The sequence below is a fragment of the Mesorhizobium sp. M1D.F.Ca.ET.043.01.1.1 genome, from assembly GCF_003952385.1.
Lineage (GTDB): Bacteria > Pseudomonadota > Alphaproteobacteria > Rhizobiales > Rhizobiaceae > Mesorhizobium.
Genome location: NZ_CP034444.1, coordinates 79045 through 96341 on the forward strand (window position 1 = coordinate 79045; position 17297 = coordinate 96341).

At 63.4% G+C, this 17297-nt stretch carries 20 protein-coding genes; 11 read left to right on the plus strand and 9 right to left on the minus strand.

Annotated features, from left to right (window positions below; all coding sequences use genetic code 11):
* Positions 1 to 284: 284 nt before the first annotated feature.
* Together EJ067_RS00455 and EJ067_RS00460 are read right to left on the minus strand one after the other, a co-directional pair.
* On the minus strand, positions 285 to 1232 hold the full coding sequence (locus EJ067_RS00455; protein ID WP_126084163.1) for a glutaminase: 948 nt from the start codon (positions 1230 to 1232) through the stop codon (positions 285 to 287).
* A 6-nt stretch (positions 1233 to 1238) separates the two neighbouring features.
* Entirely contained in the window at positions 1239 to 2387 is a 1149-nt protein-coding gene (locus EJ067_RS00460) for an aminotransferase class I/II-fold pyridoxal phosphate-dependent enzyme (protein WP_126084164.1), read from the minus strand.
* Between the two features lie 194 nt (positions 2388 to 2581).
* On the opposite strand from EJ067_RS00460, the gene EJ067_RS00465 reads away from it, so the two are divergent.
* From EJ067_RS00465 to aat, 6 genes are all read left to right on the plus strand, one after another.
* A complete protein-coding gene (locus EJ067_RS00465; RefSeq protein ID WP_126084165.1) occupies positions 2582 to 3994 on the plus strand; it encodes a M48 family metalloprotease in 1413 nt (470 codons plus the stop codon).
* Between the two features lie 57 nt (positions 3995 to 4051).
* On the plus strand, positions 4052 to 4855 hold the full coding sequence (locus EJ067_RS00470) for a DsbA family protein (protein WP_126084166.1): 804 nt from the start codon (positions 4052 to 4054) through the stop codon (positions 4853 to 4855).
* Between the two features lie 144 nt (positions 4856 to 4999).
* Positions 5000 to 5434: a type II 3-dehydroquinate dehydratase gene (gene aroQ, locus EJ067_RS00475; RefSeq protein ID WP_126084167.1), complete on the plus strand. Its 435-nt coding sequence runs from the start codon at positions 5000 to 5002 to the stop codon at positions 5432 to 5434.
* 26 nt (positions 5435 to 5460) lie between these two features.
* Positions 5461 to 5928 carry an acetyl-CoA carboxylase biotin carboxyl carrier protein gene (gene accB / locus EJ067_RS00480; RefSeq protein WP_126084168.1) on the plus strand — a complete coding sequence of 156 codons (468 nt, stop codon included), beginning with the start codon at positions 5461 to 5463 and terminating at the stop codon, positions 5926 to 5928.
* Positions 5929 to 5947: 19 nt separating this feature from the next.
* Complete coding sequence (gene accC / locus EJ067_RS00485) at positions 5948 to 7291, plus strand: acetyl-CoA carboxylase biotin carboxylase subunit (RefSeq protein WP_126084169.1); 1344 nt, start codon at positions 5948 to 5950, stop codon at positions 7289 to 7291.
* Positions 7292 to 7317: 26 nt separating this feature from the next.
* Positions 7318 to 7935 (plus strand): leucyl/phenylalanyl-tRNA--protein transferase, encoded by a 618-nt coding sequence (gene aat / locus EJ067_RS00490; RefSeq protein WP_126084170.1) that lies wholly within the window; start codon positions 7318 to 7320, stop codon positions 7933 to 7935.
* Positions 7936 to 7944: 9 nt separating this feature from the next.
* Here aat and EJ067_RS00495 read toward each other — a convergent pair whose 3' ends face one another.
* The 3 genes from EJ067_RS00495 to EJ067_RS00505 form a co-directional block, all read right to left on the minus strand.
* A complete protein-coding gene (locus EJ067_RS00495; RefSeq protein WP_126084171.1) occupies positions 7945 to 8331 on the minus strand; it encodes a hypothetical protein in 387 nt (128 codons plus the stop codon).
* A 62-nt stretch (positions 8332 to 8393) separates the two neighbouring features.
* Positions 8394 to 8975 (minus strand): DUF2155 domain-containing protein, encoded by a 582-nt coding sequence (locus EJ067_RS00500; RefSeq protein ID WP_126084172.1) that lies wholly within the window; start codon positions 8973 to 8975, stop codon positions 8394 to 8396.
* A 118-nt stretch (positions 8976 to 9093) separates the two neighbouring features.
* Positions 9094 to 9492: an NADH:ubiquinone oxidoreductase subunit NDUFA12 gene (locus EJ067_RS00505; RefSeq protein WP_126084173.1), complete on the minus strand. Its 399-nt coding sequence runs from the start codon at positions 9490 to 9492 to the stop codon at positions 9094 to 9096.
* Between the two features lie 225 nt (positions 9493 to 9717).
* On the opposite strand from EJ067_RS00505, the gene panB reads away from it, so the two are divergent.
* Together panB and panC are read left to right on the plus strand one after the other, a co-directional pair.
* Complete coding sequence (panB, locus tag EJ067_RS00510; protein ID WP_126084174.1) at positions 9718 to 10557, plus strand: 3-methyl-2-oxobutanoate hydroxymethyltransferase; 840 nt, start codon at positions 9718 to 9720, stop codon at positions 10555 to 10557.
* A complete protein-coding gene (gene panC, locus EJ067_RS00515) occupies positions 10554 to 11405 on the plus strand; it encodes a pantoate--beta-alanine ligase (RefSeq protein ID WP_126084175.1) in 852 nt (283 codons plus the stop codon). The genes panB and panC overlap by 4 nt, the downstream gene beginning before the upstream one ends.
* A gap of 22 nt (positions 11406 to 11427) precedes the next feature.
* Here panC and EJ067_RS00520 read toward each other — a convergent pair whose 3' ends face one another.
* Together EJ067_RS00520 and gatB are read right to left on the minus strand one after the other, a co-directional pair.
* Positions 11428 to 11916, minus strand: a complete 489-nt coding sequence (locus EJ067_RS00520) for a GNAT family N-acetyltransferase (RefSeq protein WP_126084176.1) — start codon at positions 11914 to 11916, stop codon at positions 11428 to 11430.
* Position 11917: 1 nt separating this feature from the next.
* A complete protein-coding gene (gene gatB / locus EJ067_RS00525; RefSeq protein WP_126084177.1) occupies positions 11918 to 13420 on the minus strand; it encodes an Asp-tRNA(Asn)/Glu-tRNA(Gln) amidotransferase subunit GatB in 1503 nt (500 codons plus the stop codon).
* 102 nt (positions 13421 to 13522) lie between these two features.
* Here gatB and EJ067_RS00530 point away from each other — a divergent pair, with 102 nt between their 5' ends.
* Positions 13523 to 13861 (plus strand): DUF6455 family protein, encoded by a 339-nt coding sequence (locus EJ067_RS00530; protein WP_245468123.1) that lies wholly within the window; start codon positions 13523 to 13525, stop codon positions 13859 to 13861.
* Between the two features lie 26 nt (positions 13862 to 13887).
* On the opposite strand, the gene EJ067_RS00535 is transcribed toward EJ067_RS00530, so the two are convergent.
* The gene (locus EJ067_RS00535) at positions 13888 to 14319 is read right to left on the minus strand and encodes a CBS domain-containing protein (RefSeq protein WP_126084178.1); all 432 of its coding nucleotides are present in this window, start codon (positions 14317 to 14319) and stop codon (positions 13888 to 13890) included.
* A gap of 211 nt (positions 14320 to 14530) precedes the next feature.
* Positions 14531 to 15268, minus strand: a complete 738-nt coding sequence (locus EJ067_RS00540) for a rhomboid family intramembrane serine protease (protein ID WP_126084179.1) — start codon at positions 15266 to 15268, stop codon at positions 14531 to 14533.
* Positions 15269 to 15680: 412 nt separating this feature from the next.
* Between EJ067_RS00540 and EJ067_RS00545 the strand changes: the two genes are divergently transcribed.
* On the plus strand, positions 15681 to 16319 hold the full coding sequence (locus tag EJ067_RS00545) for a PAS domain-containing protein (protein ID WP_126084180.1): 639 nt from the start codon (positions 15681 to 15683) through the stop codon (positions 16317 to 16319).
* A 177-nt stretch (positions 16320 to 16496) separates the two neighbouring features.
* The gene (locus EJ067_RS00550) at positions 16497 to 17114 is read left to right on the plus strand and encodes a PilZ domain-containing protein (RefSeq protein WP_126084181.1); all 618 of its coding nucleotides are present in this window, start codon (positions 16497 to 16499) and stop codon (positions 17112 to 17114) included.
* Positions 17115 to 17297 lie beyond the last annotated feature (183 nt).

Genomic DNA, 17297 nt, shown 5'->3' on the forward strand with positions numbered 1-17297 from the left:
TTAACACAAAAATCCCGCGCCATTCGGCGCGGGATTTTTGCCAGTTACCGCAGAAGTTGATCTATCGGCGCGAGCGCAAAATTGTTCGCAGGGCGACGGCGCAAACAACAGAGCTGGCTAAGACGATAGTTGCGCCGAACCAGATCGTGGTGCGGGCATCACTGCATTGATTGCCATATGGGCATACGTGCTGAGCGTCCGCCCAGGCGACGAGTCCCGCCAATCCATAAATTATTGCTAGAGCCGCTCCGATAATAAGAACGGTCCACGCAATGGCTTCCTGATCATTGCCGTCCTCCTGCATCGGGAGAGAAGATCGACCAGTTCATCACCCTGGCGAGCTTTTCCAGCGCGATCGAGCCGAGCTTGGAGTTGCCGTTCTCGTTGAGACCCGGCGACCAGACGGCGAGCGAGGCGACGCCGGGTACGATGCCAAGAATGCCGCCGCCGACGCCGCTTTTTCCCGGAATGCCGACACGGAAGGCGAAGTCGCCGGAGCCGTCATAGTGGCCGCAGGTCAGCATCAGCGCGCCGATGCGGCGCGCCCGCTCGGCCGACACCACGGAGTGCCCGGTCGCCGGATTCCTGCCGCCATTGGCGAGGAAGCGGCCGGCCATGGCGAGCTGCCGGCAGCTCATCGCAATGGCGCAATGGTGGAAGTAGACGCCCAAGGCCAGCTCCGGCTCGTGGTGGAGATTGCCGAAGGATTTCATGTAATTGGCCAGGGCGAAATTGCGGTAGCCGGTGGCGCGCTCGGAGGCAGCGACGTCGCGGTCGATGATGATCGTTTCGTCGTCGGCGAGGAACTGGACGAAGCGCAGGATCTCGCCGATCGCCTCGCGCGGCTGATGGCCGGCAAGCAGGATGTCGGAGATGACGATGGCGCCGGCGTTGATGAACGGATTGCGCGGGATGCCGTTCTCATGCTCGAGCTGGACGATCGAATTGAACGGATTGCCGGAGGGCTCCCGGCCGACGCGATGCCAGAGCGCATCGCCGACCTTGCCCAGCGCCAGCGTCAGCGTGAACACTTTCGAGACGCTCTGAATCGAAAACGACTGGTCGGCATCGCCGGCAAGGAGGACGCGGCCGTCATTGGTGACGGCGGCAATGCCGAATTTCCTCGGATCGACCTTGCCGAGCTGCGGGATATAGGTGGCGACATTGCCGCGATCGGTGCGTTCCGCCATTTCGGCGGCCACATCGGCCAGCGCTTGCTCGAGTTCCGGCATGGGCGTCTATTTCAGCCAGCGTTCGATGCGCGCCAGCGCCTCGACCATGTCGTCATGGCTGCCTGCATAGGAGAAGCGCATGGTGCGGTGGCCCTGCAGCGGATCGAAGTCGCGCCCGGGGGTGGCCGCCACATGCGCCTCGGCCAGCATCTTGCGCGCGAAGGCCATGCTGTCATTGGTGTGCCGGGTAACGTCGCAGAAGGCATAAAAGGCGCCGTCCATCGGCGCCGCGAGCGCGAAACCGAGTTCCGGGAGACGCTTCATCAGAAGGTCGCGGTTCCAAGCATAGCGGGCCTTCACCGCTTCCAGCTCTTCCGTGGCCTTGAAAGCTTCGATCGCCGCGATCTGCGACAGTTCCGGCGGCGAGATGTAGAGGCTCTGGGCGATGCGCTCGACCGGCCGCACCAGCTCTTCCGGCAGCACCATCCAGCCGATGCGCCAGCCGGTCATGCAGTAGTATTTCGAGAACGAGTTGATCACCGTCACGCCGGCGCCATAGGCCAATGCGCTGACATCGGGCGCGGCGTAGGCCAACCGGTGGTAGATCTCGTCCGACAGCACGGCGATGCCGAGCTCTTCGGCTGTCTTCACAAGCGCCGCGAGCTCGTCCGCGGGGATCACCGCGCCGGTCGGATTGGCGGGGCTGGCGAACAGCACGCCCTTCAGCGGCTTTTCGCGATGTGCGGCCTTCAGGTGTTCGGCGTGCAGATAGGCGTCCGAGCCGAGCTCGATCTCGACGATCTCGATGCCGAGCGCGGCCATGATGTTGCGGTAGGCCGGATAGCCGGGCGCCGCAATGGCGACACGGTCGCCCGGATCGAACATCGCCAGGAAAGCCAGGTTGAAGGCGGCCGACGAGCCGGTGGTGACGGCGATGCGGGCCGGGGCGACATCGATTCCGTAGTGCTCGCCATAGTGCGTGGCGATCGCCTTGCGCAGTTCTGCCAGCCCCAAAGCATCGGTGTAACCGATGCGACCGTGCTTAAGGGCAAGAGCCGCGGCTTCTCGGACGCCGGCCGGCGCTGGGTCCGACGGCTGGCCGACCGCCATCGACACCACGGGAACGCCGGTGGCCTTCAGCCGGTTGGCTTCGGCCAGGATATCCATGGCGTGGAACGGCTCGACCTCGCCGCGGCGTGAAAGCGAAACGACCATCTGACCTCTCGTTCAGCCTGCCTTTGTTTTCTGGAGCAATTCCGGGCCGAAACCGCCGCGCGGTTCCTTGGAATTGCCTGGGTTCGGCGGCAGCGCCGCACAAATGCCCGATTGATGTGGGGATCACAAGCGCGCAGGAAGTTATCGGCGCCGACTTTTCATCCTTCGCCCGCTCGTCTACCAGTGGACCTGCCATGTTGAGCCGACCCCGAACGATAATTGACAGATCGACCGCGATAGGGCGAACCGCGCGCGGATTCGCGACACTCCTGCTTGCCGCCGCCGTTGCGGTATCCGCTTCCGTGAACGCCTTCGCACAGGGCGTCCCGGTGGTGCGCGACGCCGAGATCGAGGCGCTGGTGCGCGACTATGCCCGGCCGATCTTCAGGGCGGCGGGCCTCGCCAATGACGGCATCGACATCGTTCTCGTCAACGACCAGAGCTTCAACGCCTTCGTGACGGGCCGCCGCCTGTTCATCAACACCGGCGCGCTGGGGACGGCCGAAACGCCGAACGAGATCATCGGCGTCATCGCGCACGAGGCCGGCCATATTGCCGGCGGCCACCAGCAGAAGCTGCGCGACCAGCTCGACCGCGCCAAGACGATGGCCATCATCGCCACTTTGCTCGGCGCGGGCGCTATGGTCGCCGGCGCCACGACCAACAGCCGCGGCCTTGCCGGCGCCGGCATGGGCGTCGCCGCCGGTGGCGGTGAGATGGCACAGCGCAGCATCCTTGCCTATCAGCGAGGCGAAGAAATCACCGCCGACCGCTCGGCGATCACCTATCTCAATGCCACCGGTCAGTCCGGCATGGGCATGCTGAAGACCTTCGCCCGCTTCCAGAGCGCGCTTTCGCTGTCGGGCACCCAGCTCGATCCCTACCGGATCAGCCATCCGATGCCGCAAGAACGCATCGCCAACCTCGAAGTGCTGGTCAAGGCGAGCCCGTACGTCAACCAGGTCGACCCGCCGGCGCTGCAGCAGCGCCACGACATGATGCGCATCAAGATCGCCGCCTATATGCAGGGCCAGGCGGCCGTGGCGCGGCTGATGCGCAAGAACCCGACCAGCCTCGCCGCGCGCTATGGCGACGCGCAGCAGACCTATCTCTACGGCAATCCGGGCGCCGCACTGACAAAGACCGCGGCGCTGATCAAGGAACAGCCGAAGAACCCCTATTTCCAGGAGCTGCGCGGCGACATCCTGATGAAGGTCAACAAGCCCAAGGATGCCGCGGATGCCTATGCCAAGGCCGTCAGCCTCGACCCGGCGCGGTCCGGGCTGCTCCTGGTCTCGCTCGGGCAGGCGCTTATGGCGGTCGGCACGCCGGAATCGATCAAGAAGGCGGTGACGCAGCTCAACAACGGCGTCGGGCGCGACAAGGAGAATGCGGAAGCCTATCGCTATCTGGCGCAGGCCTATGGCGAATTGGGGCAAATCCCGGCCGCCGACCTTGCGACCGCCGAGGGCCATTTCTATTCGGCCGACTACAAGAATGCGAAAATCTTCGCCATGCGCGCTCAACAGAAATTGAAGCGCGGCGAGCCAGGCTGGCTTCGCGCGCAGGATATCATAAACTACACGCCATCGAACAAACTCAAATGAACGTCCCGGCCGCGCGCGGCGACTAAGGCGGACCGGTACAGGCAGAAGGAACTGGTCATGAACAAGGCAATCCTGCTCGGCAGCGCCGGCGTGGCGGTAGCGCTCGGCATGCTGGCATTCGGCTTCGTGGCAGGAAGCCCGCAGGCCGCCAAGGCCGATACGACGCAAGCCATCCAGGTGGCCTCCACGGACAGCAAGATCGACCGCAAGGAGGTCGAAGGCATCATCCGCGACTATCTGTTGAAGAACCCGGAAGTCCTGCTCGAGGTTCAGGACGCGCTCGAGGCCAAGCAGAAGGAGGAGCAGCGGCTCGCCGCGCTCGGCGTCATCAAGGACGCGAAGGACGAGATCTTCAATTCCACCTTCGACGGCGTCGTCGGCAACCCGAAGGGCAAGGTGACCATCGTCGAGTTCTACGACTACAATTGCGGCTTCTGCAAACGCGCCATCGAGGACATGAAGGCGCTGACCAAGGCCGATCCGGACCTGCGCTTCGTGCTGAAGGAATTCCCGATCCTCAGCCCCGATTCGCAAAAAGCCAGCGTGGTGTCGATGGCCTTCCACCTGATGATGCCGGAGAAGTACGGCGAGTTCCACACCGCGCTGCTCGGCGGCCAGGGCCGCGCAACCGAATCCACCGCCATGAAGGTCGCGCTTTCGCTCGGCGCCGACGAGGCCAAGCTGCGCGAGAAGATGAAGGATCCGAGCATCAACGAAGCGCTGTCTCGAACCTACGACCTCGCCACCAAGCTGTCGATCACCGGCACGCCGTCCTATGTGGTCGGCAACGAGGTGGTGTTCGGCGCGCTCGGACAGCAGGTCCTGGCGGAAAAGATCGAGCAGGCCAAGAGCGCGCTCTAGTTCGTCTCGGGTCGCGACAACGGACGAATTTCCGCCTGTTGTGGACAGCGAAAGAACGCACTTGCGCTCTTTTCGCCGGCGGCTATGCCCATTATAGAGGTCCGGCGCGCCGGCTTGAGGCCGGCGCCGAAGAGGTCGGCATATTTGAAAACGATTTTCGTCCTGAACGGTCCCAATCTCAATGCACTCGGCAAGCGCGAGCCGGGGATCTATGGCGGCAAGACGCTTGACGCCATAGCCGAGGATTGCAAGGCCGCCGGCGCGGCGCTCGGGCTGGAGATCGATTTTCGCCAGTCCAATCATGAGGGCGACCTGGTCGACTGGATCCAGGAGGCCGGCGACAAGGCCGCTGGCATCGTGATCAATCCCGGCGCCTACGGGCACACCTCGATTGCCATCCACGACGCCATCCGCGCCGTCGCGCCGCTGCCCGTCGCTGAAGTCCATCTTTCCAATATCCACGCGCGGGAGCCTTTCCGCCATGTCTCCATGGTCGCGCCGGTCGCTGTCGGCATGATCTGCGGGTTCGGGCCACTCGGCTACACGCTTGCGCTGCAGGCACTGGCGGCACGCCTGTGACCGGCTCCCAAACAGAAGGCTCGAAAATGTCGATAAAGAAGAACGGTGTTGACCAGCAGCTGATCCGCGATCTGGCGGGCATACTGAACGACACCAACCTGACCGAGATCGAGGTCGAGTTTGGCGACCTGAAGGTGCGCGTGTCGCGTCAGTCGCAGGCCGTCCACGCGGTCGCGGCTCCGCTTCCTGTTCCAGCCGCCGCGATTGCCGCGCCGGCCCAGGCGGCAGCGGCGGCACCTGCGACGATAGCTGACCCCTCCAAGAACGCCGTGCCCTCGCCGATGGTCGGCACCGCCTATCTGGCGCCCTCGCCCGACGCCAAGCCGTTCGTCGAGATCGGCCAGAAGGTGAAGGAAGGCCAGACGCTGCTCATCATCGAAGCGATGAAGACGATGAACCAGATACCCTCGCCGCGCGCCGGCACGGTGACGGCGATCCTGATCGAGGACGCCCAGCCGGTCGAATACGGCATGCCGCTCGTGGTCATCGAGTAGAGCCGGGAACAGCGGGCAGATGTTCCAAAAAATCCTCATCGCCAATCGCGGCGAAATCGCACTCCGGGTGCTGCGCGCCTGCAAGGAGCTCGGCATCCAGACGGTGGTGGTCCATTCGACGGCCGATTCCGACGCTATGCATGTGCGGCTAGCCGACGAAAGCGTCTGCATCGGCCCGCCACCGTCGCGCGAAAGCTATCTCAACATCCACCAGATCGTCGCCGCCTGCGAGATCACCGGCGCGGACGCCGTGCATCCGGGCTACGGTTTCCTGTCGGAAAACGCCAAGTTCGCCGACATCCTCGCCGCTCACAACATCACCTTCATCGGCCCGTCGGGCGACCATATCCGCATCATGGGCGACAAGATCGAGGCCAAGCGCACAGCAAAGCGCCTCGGTATCCCGGTGGTGCCCGGTTCCGACGGCGCGATCACCGACGAGAAGGAAGCGAAACGCGTCGCGGCCGAGATCGGTTATCCGGTGATCATCAAGGCTTCGGCCGGCGGCGGCGGCCGCGGCATGAAGGTGGCCCGCACCGAGGCCGATCTCGAAGTGGCACTGCAGACGGCCAAATCGGAAGCCGGCGCCGCCTTCGGCGACGATGCCGTCTACATCGAGAAATATCTGGAGAAGCCGCGCCATATCGAATTGCAGGTTTTCGGCGACGGCGCCGGCCACGGCGTGCATTTCGGCGAGCGCGACTGCTCGCTGCAGCGCCGCCACCAGAAGGTGTGGGAGGAGGCTAACTCGCCCGCGCTCAACGCCGAGGAGCGCTCGCGCATCGGCGGCATCTGCGCCAAGGCGATCGCCGATCTCGGCTATTCCGGCGCCGGCACCATCGAATTCCTCTACGAGAACGGCGAGTTCTATTTCATTGAGATGAACACCCGCCTGCAGGTCGAGCATCCGGTGACGGAAGCCATCACCGGCATCGACCTCGTGCATGAGCAGATCCGCGTCGCCTCCGGCGGCGGACTGTCGGTCAGGCAGGAAGACATCAAGTTCAACGGCCACGCCATCGAGTGCCGCATCAATGCCGAGGATCCGCGCACCTTCACGCCGTCGCCCGGCACGATCACGCATTTCCACACACCCGGCGGCCTCGGCATCCGCGTCGATTCCGGCGTCTATTCCGGCTACAGGATCCCGCCCTATTACGACAGCCTGATCGGCAAGCTGATCGTGCACGGTCGCAACCGCGTCGAATGCATGATGCGGCTGCGCCGGGCGCTGGACGAGTTCGTCGTCGACGGCATCAAGACGACGCTGCCGCTGTTCCGCGACCTCGTCGGCAATCCGGATATCGCCAATGGCGACTACGACATCCACTGGCTGGAAAAATACCTGGCCAAGGAGAACTAGGCTCAACTTGCAGCTATAATGCCGCGATGACCCGCCCCTATGCGCCCGGCTATCGCATTCCGACCGACCTGCTGCTGAAAGCCTATGCCTCGGGCGTCTTCCCGATGGCCGAGAGCGCGACCGACCCGGAAGTGTTCTGGGTGCGGCCGGAAACGCGCGGCATCATCCCGCTCGACGGATTTCACACGCCGCGCAGCCTGAAGAAGACGATCCGCAGGCACCCTTTCGACATCCGCTTCGATTTCGATTTCGAGGCGACGATCGACGGCTGCGCCGAAAGGCGCGACGAGCGCCGCTCGACCTGGATCAACGCGCCGATTCGCGAAGCCTATGTCGAGCTCTACCGGCTGGGCCACTGTCATTCTGTCGAGGCGTGGCGCAGGGGCCGGCTGGTCGGCGGCCTCTATGGCGTTTCGCTCGGGCGCGTGTTCTTCGGCGAAAGCATGTTCGCCCGGGAAACCGACGCCTCGAAGACGTGCCTCTACTATCTGGTCGAGCGGTTGAACGAGCGTCGCTTCGCGCTCCTTGACACGCAGTTCACCACCGAGCACCTCAAGCGCTTCGGCGCGATCGACGTGCCGCGCAGCCGCTATGAGAAGATGCTGGCCGAGGCCTTGAAGGGCGACGCGATCTTCTATCCTTGAGGGCAGCCGTCAGTGGTCGGTCGATGTTTCAATCGGCGTCTGGGCGTGGAACATCATCTTCCATCCATCGGCGCGATGGACATAGCCTGTGCTGACCAGAGCGGCATAGGGCTCGCCGCTTTCACTCGTCGCATGAGCCTCGTAGGTCAGCATGACGATATCGCTGCCCGGCTCGACCATGCCTTTCAGCCGGATGTCTAGATCGCGCCAGCGGTTGGGCTTCGTGGCGGTCTTGGCCAGATCGGCGTTGGCCATCGCTTTCGCCATCTCCGGAAAAGCGACGAGGCACTCCACATCGGCATGAGCCGCAAAATATGTGGAATCACCGGTCCAGAACCCTTTCTCGAGATCGAGAAGCTCTTTCTTGCTGGCCGCGATCGGCCTGATCTTTGCCATGGTGGAATCCTCCCGTCGCTGTTGCCGTCTACCAACGGATTGCGAAAACGAGAGTTCCGAAGTCAGTTCTGGTCGGTGGTGTCGGTGCCGTCCGGTGCGGGTGCTGCGTCCGTCGGCTCGGGCGCTGGGTCCGCCGGCTGCTCCTGCGTGGCCGCCTTCGGCTTGGCGGCATTCGGCTTCTGCTTGGCCGTATCGGCCTTGACTGCGGTCGGCGGCGGCACGTCAGACTTCTGCTTGCAGCCTTTCAGCCAGACGTCATAGACCGCATGCTCGACGGCGTTGAGGCCGGGGCTTTCGGCGAACATCCAGCCGGTGAAGATGCGGCGGATCTTGCGGTCGAGCGTGATCTCGTCCACCTCGACGAAGGAATCGGTCTTCGGCTGTTCGGTCTCGGGCCGCGAATAGCAGACGCGCGGCGTCACCTGCAGGGCGCCGAACTGCACCGTCTCATCGATATAGACGTCGAAGGTGATGATGCGGCCGGTGATCTTGTCGATGCCGGCGAATTCGGCGACCGGGTTGGTGATGCGGTCGGAGACTGCCGGCGCCGCCGGTTCCTGCGCAGCGGCGAACACCGCCGTCGATGCTGCCAGAACAGACGCTGCCGCGAACAGTCCCGTCGAAAGTCGGCCGAAAGAGTTCATGCAAGGATACCGGTGGTTGCGCCCGGGTGATTCTTTCAATCGCCCAAGGCTAGTCATGGCTGCGATATCAGCAAGCAGCTAAACGCCAATTGTGGCGACAAAGGACCGAAAACCGCAGTTACGAACCGGGCGTCCAGGCGTCATAGTCGCCGGTCACCTGCGGGCGATGCTGGTTGGTCAGGATGGAGCCCTGCGGACGATAGGCGCCGGGCGTTCCGGTCAGGTTCGGCCGATGCGGCTTCTGCCAGTCGCGAGCCTTGTAGCTCTCGCTCGGTGGAGGCGTGTCGACGCGGTGATGGATCCAGCCGTGCCAGCCCGGCGGGATCTTCGAGGCTTCGGAGTAATCGCGATAAATGACCCAGCGGCGGGTGCGGCCTTCCGAATCGATGCCGCCTTCGTAGTAGACGTTGCCGGCCTCGTCCTCGCCCACCTTCTTGCCGAATCGCCAGGTGTGGAAGCGCGTGCCCAGCGTCTGGCTGTTCCACCAGGTGAAAAACTGCAGCAGGAAAGTCTTCATCCGGATCCTCGTAGCGGCAGCGGCCGCGCCGTTTCCTGCTTATGGCGTCAGGTCATCGCGAAGGCAAGGGCTTTGCCGCGCCGGCCGATGGTAAATGCTTCTGCGCTAAATCGATACAGGCGCGCAAGGCGCGGCAACCCTGCTTGCCAAGCGTTGCCTGTGTTTCTAAAGCTCGCACGCCCGGCAAGCGGCTAGTTGGCCCAAGCCGGTTGAGGGAGGTGACGATTGGCCCCAGAACGATCCACCGGCAACAGGATCGGCGCCGAAGACATTCGCCGCCGCAAGGGTGGCGTGCCGATTGTCTGTCTTACCGCTTATACCTATCCGATCGCCCGCATGCTCGATCCGCATGTTGACCTGCTTTTGGTCGGCGACAGCGTCGCCATGGTTCTGCATGGCCATGCCACGACACTCGGCGCCTCGCTGGAGATGATGATCGCCCATGGACAGGCGGTGATGCGCGGCTCGACAAAAGCCTGCGTCGTCGTCGACATGCCTGCCGGCAGCTACGAGGCCTCCCGGGGGGACGCAGTTGCCTCGGCAAGGCGCATCGTCGGCGAGACCGGGTGCCAGGCGGTCAAGCTCGAAGGCGGCGTCGACATGGCTGCGCAGATCGCCGCGATCGTCGCCGAAGGCATTCCGGTGATGGGCCATATCGGCCTGCAGCCGCAGTCCGTGGAAAAGGACGGCGGCTACAAGATTAAGGGCCGGACCGAGGAAAACATTGCCGCGCTGTTTCGTGACGCCGAAGCGGTCGAAAGGGCTGGCGCTTTCTCGGTTGTCATCGAGGGCACGGTGGAAGCCGTGGCGTCGGACCTCACCCGTCATATCTCGATCCCGACGATCGGCATCGGCGCCAGCGGCGACTGCGACGGCCAGATCCTGGTCATCGACGACATGATCGGCATGACCGTCGACAGGGTGCCGAAATTCGTCAAGGAATACGCAAGCTTGCGTGACACCATTGCGGATGCGGCGGCGCGCTACGCCGCCGAGGTGCGCAGCCGCGAATTTCCGGGACAAGACCACGTCTTTTCGGCGACATCGGGCAAGGACGAGGCATGAGCGGGCCAATCGTCGTCGACAGCGTCGCAGCACTTCGCGCGCAAATCCGGGACTGGCGCCGGGAGGGCCTCAAGGTCGCCATGGTGCCGACCATGGGCGCCCTGCATGACGGGCACATCTCGCTGGTCAGGATCGCGCTCGAAAAGGCCGATCGCTGCGTCGTCTCGATCTTCGTCAATCCGACCCAGTTCGCGCCGACCGAGGACCTGGACAAATATCCGCGCCAACTGGCTCGCGATCTCGACCGGCTGCGGGAGGTGGGGGCGCATCTCGCCTTCACGCCGGTCGTCGCGGAAATGTACCCGGCGGGCTTCGCCACCAAGATCTCCATCGGCGGCCCCGCTTCCGGCCTCGAAACGAATTTCAGGCCGAGCTTCTTCGACGGTGTCGCGACGGTGGTGGCCAAGCTCTTCCTGCAGGCGGCGCCCGATTGCGCGATCTTCGGCGAGAAGGACTACCAGCAGCTTTGCGTCGTGAGACAACTGTGCCGCGATCTCGACCTGCCGGTCGAGATCGTCGGCGCGCCGACAGTGCGCGACGACCACGGTCTCGCCATGTCGTCGCGCAACGCCTATCTCGGCGAGACCGAACTTGCTGTTGCGCGCAAGCTCAACGTCGTTCTGCGCCAGACAGCGGCGGCGCTCGCCGCCGGCGCCGACGAGTCGAGCGCTACCCGCGACGCGGCGGAAGCGCTCGTCAGGGCGGGCTTTCGAAAAGTCGACTACGTCGCTGCGCGCGAGGCGGCAACGCTCGCCCCCTGGCGGCGCGACCGCGATGGCCGTCTGCTTGCGGCGGCCTGGCTCGGCACGACAAGGCTGATCGACAATGTCGAGATTTCTCGCGGCTGATCGAGCGTTCGCGCACGGCGGTCTACCCCAGCCGCTTCTCCAGGATGAGTGCGGGTGTTCCTGAACCGCCGCCGCAATCGGCGGTTCTGCCCGTGGGCCGGAATCCGTTCGCTTCGTAGAAGGCGATCGCCGGGGCATTCGCCGCTTCCACCTCCAGGCGCAGTGTCTGCGCTTCCGGAAAGCTCAACTCGACCTCGTCGAGCAGCGCCTGGCCGATCCCTTGCCGCTGACAATCCGGATGCACGTAGAGCTGGTTCAAGAGGACGATCTTCGGGTCCGTGGTCGCGGAAGCGTAAGCCATGCCGCCGATGCGCTTGCCATCGTCGGCGATCAGGAATTCCGAATTGGGGCGAGTCAGCCGCGCCCTGAGCGACGCGATCGAGTGCCATTCGTCCGTGATTTCAGCAACCCGCCTTGCACCATAGATGGCGTCATAAGTGGCATGCCAGGTCTCGACAAGCAGCGCACGGACGGCAGCGAGATCGCGTTCGCTCGCCGTTCGTACGAACACGCTAGCCCTCGATGCCGAGCTTGGCCTTGACCAGCTCGTTGACCGCCTGCGGGTTCGCCTTGCCGCCGGTCGCCTTCATCACCTGGCCGACGAACCAGCCGGCCATGGTCGGCTTGGCACGCGCCTGCTCGACTTTGTCCGGATTGGCGGCGATGACCTCGTCGACCGCTTTCTCGATGGCGCCGGTATCGGTCACCTGCTTCATGCCGCGGCTTTCGACGAGCCGGCGCGGATCGCCGCCCTCGTTCCAGACGATCTCGAACAGATCCTTGCCGATCTTGCCGGAGATGGTGCCTTCCTTGATGAGATCAATGACGGCGCCGAGCTGATCGGGCGAAACCGGAGCATTTTCAATATCTTTTCCGGCCTTGTTGAGAGCGCCCAACAGGTCATTGATGACCCAGTTGGCGGCGAGCTTACCGTCGCGTCCCGCCGCCACCTTCTCGAAATAGTCGGCGATCGGCTTTTCCGATACCAACACCGAGGCGTCATAGGTCGACAGCCCCAGCGAGCCGATCAGCCGAGCCTTCTTGTCGTCGGGCAGTTCCGGCAGATGCTGCGCCAAATCATCGACATAGGCCTGGTCGAATTCCAGCGGCAGAAGGTCGGGGTCCGGGAAGTAGCGGTAGTCATGCGCCTCTTCCTTGGAGCGCATCGAGCGCGTCTCGCCCTTGTTGGGATCGAAAAGACGGGTCTCCTGCTCGATCGCGCCACCGTCTTCCAGGATGGCGATCTGCCGGCGCGCCTCGGATTCGATAGCCTGTCCAATGAAGCGGATCGAGTTGACGTTCTTGATCTCGCAGCGGGTGCCGAAGGCCCCTCCGGGGCGGCGCACCGAGACGTTGACGTCGGCGCGCAGCGAGCCTTCGTCCATGTTGCCGTCGCAGGTGCCGAGATAGCGCATGATGGTTCGCAGCTTGCTGACATAGGCCTTGGCCTCATCGGCGGAGCGCATGTCGGGCTTGGAGACGATCTCCATCAGCGCCACGCCGGAGCGGTTGAGGTCGACATAGGACATGGTCGGGTGCTGGTCGTGCATCGACTTGCCGGCATCCTGCTCCAGATGCAGCCGCTCGATGCCGACCTCGATATCCTCGAACTCGCCCTGCCGGTCCGGCCCTACCGAAACGATCACTTTGCCCTCGCCGACGATCGGCTGCTTGTACTGCGAGATCTGGTAGCCCTGCGGCAGGTCCGGATAAAAGTAGTTCTTCCGGTCGAAGACGGACTTATGGTTGATCGTGGCCTTCAGCCCGAGCCCGGTGCGGATCGCCTGCTTGACGCATTCCTCGTTGATCACCGGCAGCATGCCGGGCATCGCCGCGTCGACCAGGCTGACATTCGCGTTGGGCGCGGCGCCGAACGAGGTCGAGGCGCCGGAGAAGAGCTTGGCCTCGGACGTCACTTGCGCATGCACTTCGAGCCCGATGATGATTTCCCAATCGCCGGTGGCGCCGGAGATCAGGCGTTTCGGATCGGGCGTGCGGGTATCGATGATGCTCATGGTAGTCCAGATGATTGTTGTCCGGGTTCCCACGCTCTGACGGCGCAGGCTGTCAACCGTTCGCTAGATCAATCGGCTCGGGCTGGCAAGGGAGTCGTCGGTTTGACCGAGATCAATGCGTGCGCCTGCTGTCTTGGCCGAGATTGCCACAAAAGCAGGAGTGGCGACGATATGAGCTTACTGGATTATCTGCTCTCAATCGACCTCAGGACCACGCTGATGGGCCGCATGATGCAGACGATGGGGGTCGATCGGCAACTGAAGACTGTTCCGGACCACATTGCCGTTATCAATCGAGCTGCCGACCGCTGCCGTTCATGCGGCCATCAGGCCGAATGCTCGACCTGGCTCGACAGCCACGAACAAGCCGACGTCCCGCCGGATTATTGTCGGAACGCCGACCTGATCGCACGCCTGCGGCATGCAGCCGGCCTGCGCTAGCCCGGCTGCGACCAGCGGAGGACCAGCTACGCAGTGGCGATGTAAGCCCTGATCTCCTCGGCCTCCCGCTCGACATCCTCGATGCGGCGCTTGACCACGTCGCCGATCGACACGATGCCGTCGAGCATGCCGTCCTTTTCCACCGGCAGATGGCGGAAGCGACCCTTCGTCATGATCTCCATCACTTCGTTGACCGTGTGGCTTTCATTGCAGATCTTGACCTTGGGCGTCATGGCCGAACGCACGGGAATATCGAGCGCGGCCGCCCCTTCCCTGGCAAGCACCCGCACGATGTCGCGCTCCGAGAGAATGCCAACGATCTTGCGGTCGCCGTTGGTGATGACGAGAGCGCCGATCCGGTGATCCGTCAGTATCCGGATCGCTTCGCTCAGCTTTTCATTAGGCCCGAGCGTGAACACGTCATGGCCCTTGCTTTCAAGAATTGCCTTAACCGTCATGGCGTCCTCCTCAGCCTTGCCTGCCGGCTCGTGCCAAACCGGCTAGCCCAGCGCCCACGGGAAGACGCCGGGTGACTTAAAGCGCGCAGCGGCGCGCTTTAAGTCCTTGTTTTGATGCATCTCGCTCTCCCAAAACCGCTTCGCAGTTTTGGGCGACATGCATGGCAACATCGTGCGCCGTGATTGGTTGCATTTCAAGTGCGCCGCAGCGTTACTCGGACCGCTGTGGGCGATCGAAAAAACGCAGGCCGAAGAAGCCGGCGACGAAGCCGCCGATATGGGCTTCCCAGGCGATCTGTCCGTCGATGCCCGGCGCAAGGCCGAGCAGGCCCGTGGCGAGGTTGATCACCATCCAGACGCCGAGGAACGTCATTACGCCGCGCAGGCGCAGCACAATTGCGATCGGCAGCGGCTCGCCGGCGAAGGCCGCGCTGCCGGATGAGCGGTCGATGCGGAAACCGTAACGCGCCGCAGCCCCCATCATGCCCGAGATCGCGCCCGAAGCGCCGACCAGCGGCATCTCGCCATAGGGGTGCATTGCCCAGAATAGCGCGACCGATGCCAGCCCGGTCGCGGCATAGAACACCCCGAATCGGGTCGCGCCAAGACGATTGGCAAGCGGTGAGCCGAAAGCGGCAAGCCAGACCATGTTGATGGCAATATGGGCGACACTCCCATGCATGAAGGCATAGGTGAAGGGGCGCGTGAACAGGAACCAGTCGAAGCCATACTGGCCGGTATAGAGCACCGGAATGAAGGCGCCGTCATAGAGCAGCGTCATTTGCTGGTCGTCGTTCAGCACATATTGCTGCAGCAGGAAGACGACCGCGCAGATCCCGATCACCGCCAGCACCACCGGCGGCAGGTTGAATACCGGCTCGCGGCGCGGCCCCGGCGCCTCTTCGCCTGGCTGCGGTTGGGGTTCACTCGGGCTAACCGGTTCGCTCATGCGCCCCTTGCTGCTGGCTGGGAGACTCAATTTTCGGCCGAGCATGTAGTTCACGCGCGATCGAATCACAAACCGCGAATCGCCACAGCCCGAATCGGATAGGTGCGAATCAAAAAGAAAGCCGTCCAAGGTTCCCCTTGGACGGCCGGTCGGGTCCCCTGCCCCCCGTAAACCTGACTGAAAGTGCTGCCGATCGTTGCGAAACGACCGTTTTGGAGTGGTTTTCGATGTGCCACAGGCCCTGCCGGCGCGCAATGTAAACCACTTGTTAACCTTAACGACCCCGACCCGTGAACAAACGTTAACGATGCTGGCACGCATCCTGCTCCGCACCGCATGAAGGTCATCGGAGGGCGCCCTGTCTGTCCGCCGATGGGACAGCAAAAAGACAGATTGCCGGAGCGGAATGGAAATGAATCAGATCGGATCAATCACGCTGTTCCAATATTGGAACCAGCTGCGTGATGGCCGCCCTGCCCCGAAGCGCTCGGAAGTCGAGCCGGCGGACATCAAATCTCTCTTGGCGGACACGTTCATCCTGGAGCGCGACACACGCGGAGAAGCCGTTTTCCGCCTGGCGGGCACCAGGCTCTGCGCCTATTACGGCCGCGAGCTCAAGGGGTTCTCCTTCCCCTCGCTCTGGCGCGAGAAGGACCAGCGGCTGATGTCGCGGCTCATCCACGGCGTCTTCGACCAGAAATCGGTGTTGCTTCTGACCTATGAAGGCTTCAGCCGTAGCGGCCGTTCCAACAAGTTCGAGCTGCTCGCGCTGCCGCTCGATGGCGGCGTCGAGAACCCTCGCTGCCTCGGCATCGTCAGTGCAGTGGATAAACCGTTCTGGCTCGGTGCCGACGCGCTCGCCGATGCGCTGATCGACGCGATCCGGGTCATCGATCCCGAGAAGGAACCAATGTTCTTGAAAAACCGGCCCGCGATCGATGTTCCGTCGCTCGTGCCGACGGAGTTCGACGCGCCTGATACCATCTCGGCGCTCGGCCGCGCGCGGCGTATCCGGCATCTCGTCGTCTTCGACGGCGGGCGCAACGAGTAGGACGGATCGCGAGGCCTATCTACCCCTGATCGGCCGCGCTTTTTGCGGTGTTCGAGCGTCCGGTCTCCCAGCCATTTGAGGCCGGCTTTTTCCCCTTTTTTAACCTCCTTTGCTGTAGCTTTTCCGGTGAAATTCCTCGCATCGTCGCGAGGAATGCCAACGGGGTGTAGGCAAGTCATGAGGTCAGCGGCGGCAGACTACGCGCCGTCCCGCGTGGAGCGGCGCAATTTTCAGCGTGTCCGGGTGAAAATCTACGGACGCTTTATGCTGGAGGACCGCACAGAGCATTCGTGCCAGGTGATCGACATGTCGCCCGGCAACGTCGCCTTGCGCACCGAACGCATCGGCATGCCGGGCGAGAAGGTCATTGCCTATATCGACCATATCGGTCGCATCGAAGGCATCGTGACGCGGACCTCGCAGGACGGTTTTGCTATGACCGTCATCGCTTCGGACCGCAAGAAGGACAAGCTCGCCGCGCAGCTCACCTGGCTCGCCAACAAGCATGAGTTGGATCTGCCGGAAGACCGGCGCCATGAGCGCGTCGCGCCGCGCAATCCGATGAGCGTGCTGCAGCTCACCGACGGGCGCCAGTACCAATGCCGCATCATCGACCTGTCGCTCTCAGGCGCAGCGATCGAGATCGACGTCAAGCCGGCAATCGGCGTGCAGGTGATGCTTGGAACAATGCGCGGCCAGGTAGTGCGTCACTTCGAGGACGGCGTCGCCATCGAATTCGCCGTCATCCAGCGGCCGGAGACACTGGACTCGGAATTCAACGCGCCGAGATCCTGATCGCTGCTGAACTCAAGCATGCATCAAACCGGCCGCCAGCGGCCGGTTTTTTGTTGGGCGCTCCGGTGCCCTTCCGCGGCCACACGGCCGAGCAAAATCTCAACGATCCGAAATCGAGATAGTTCAAATTTTATATTTATTCTACGGGCGTTTTACTCAATATCTACTTCGGGTTTTTGCGTC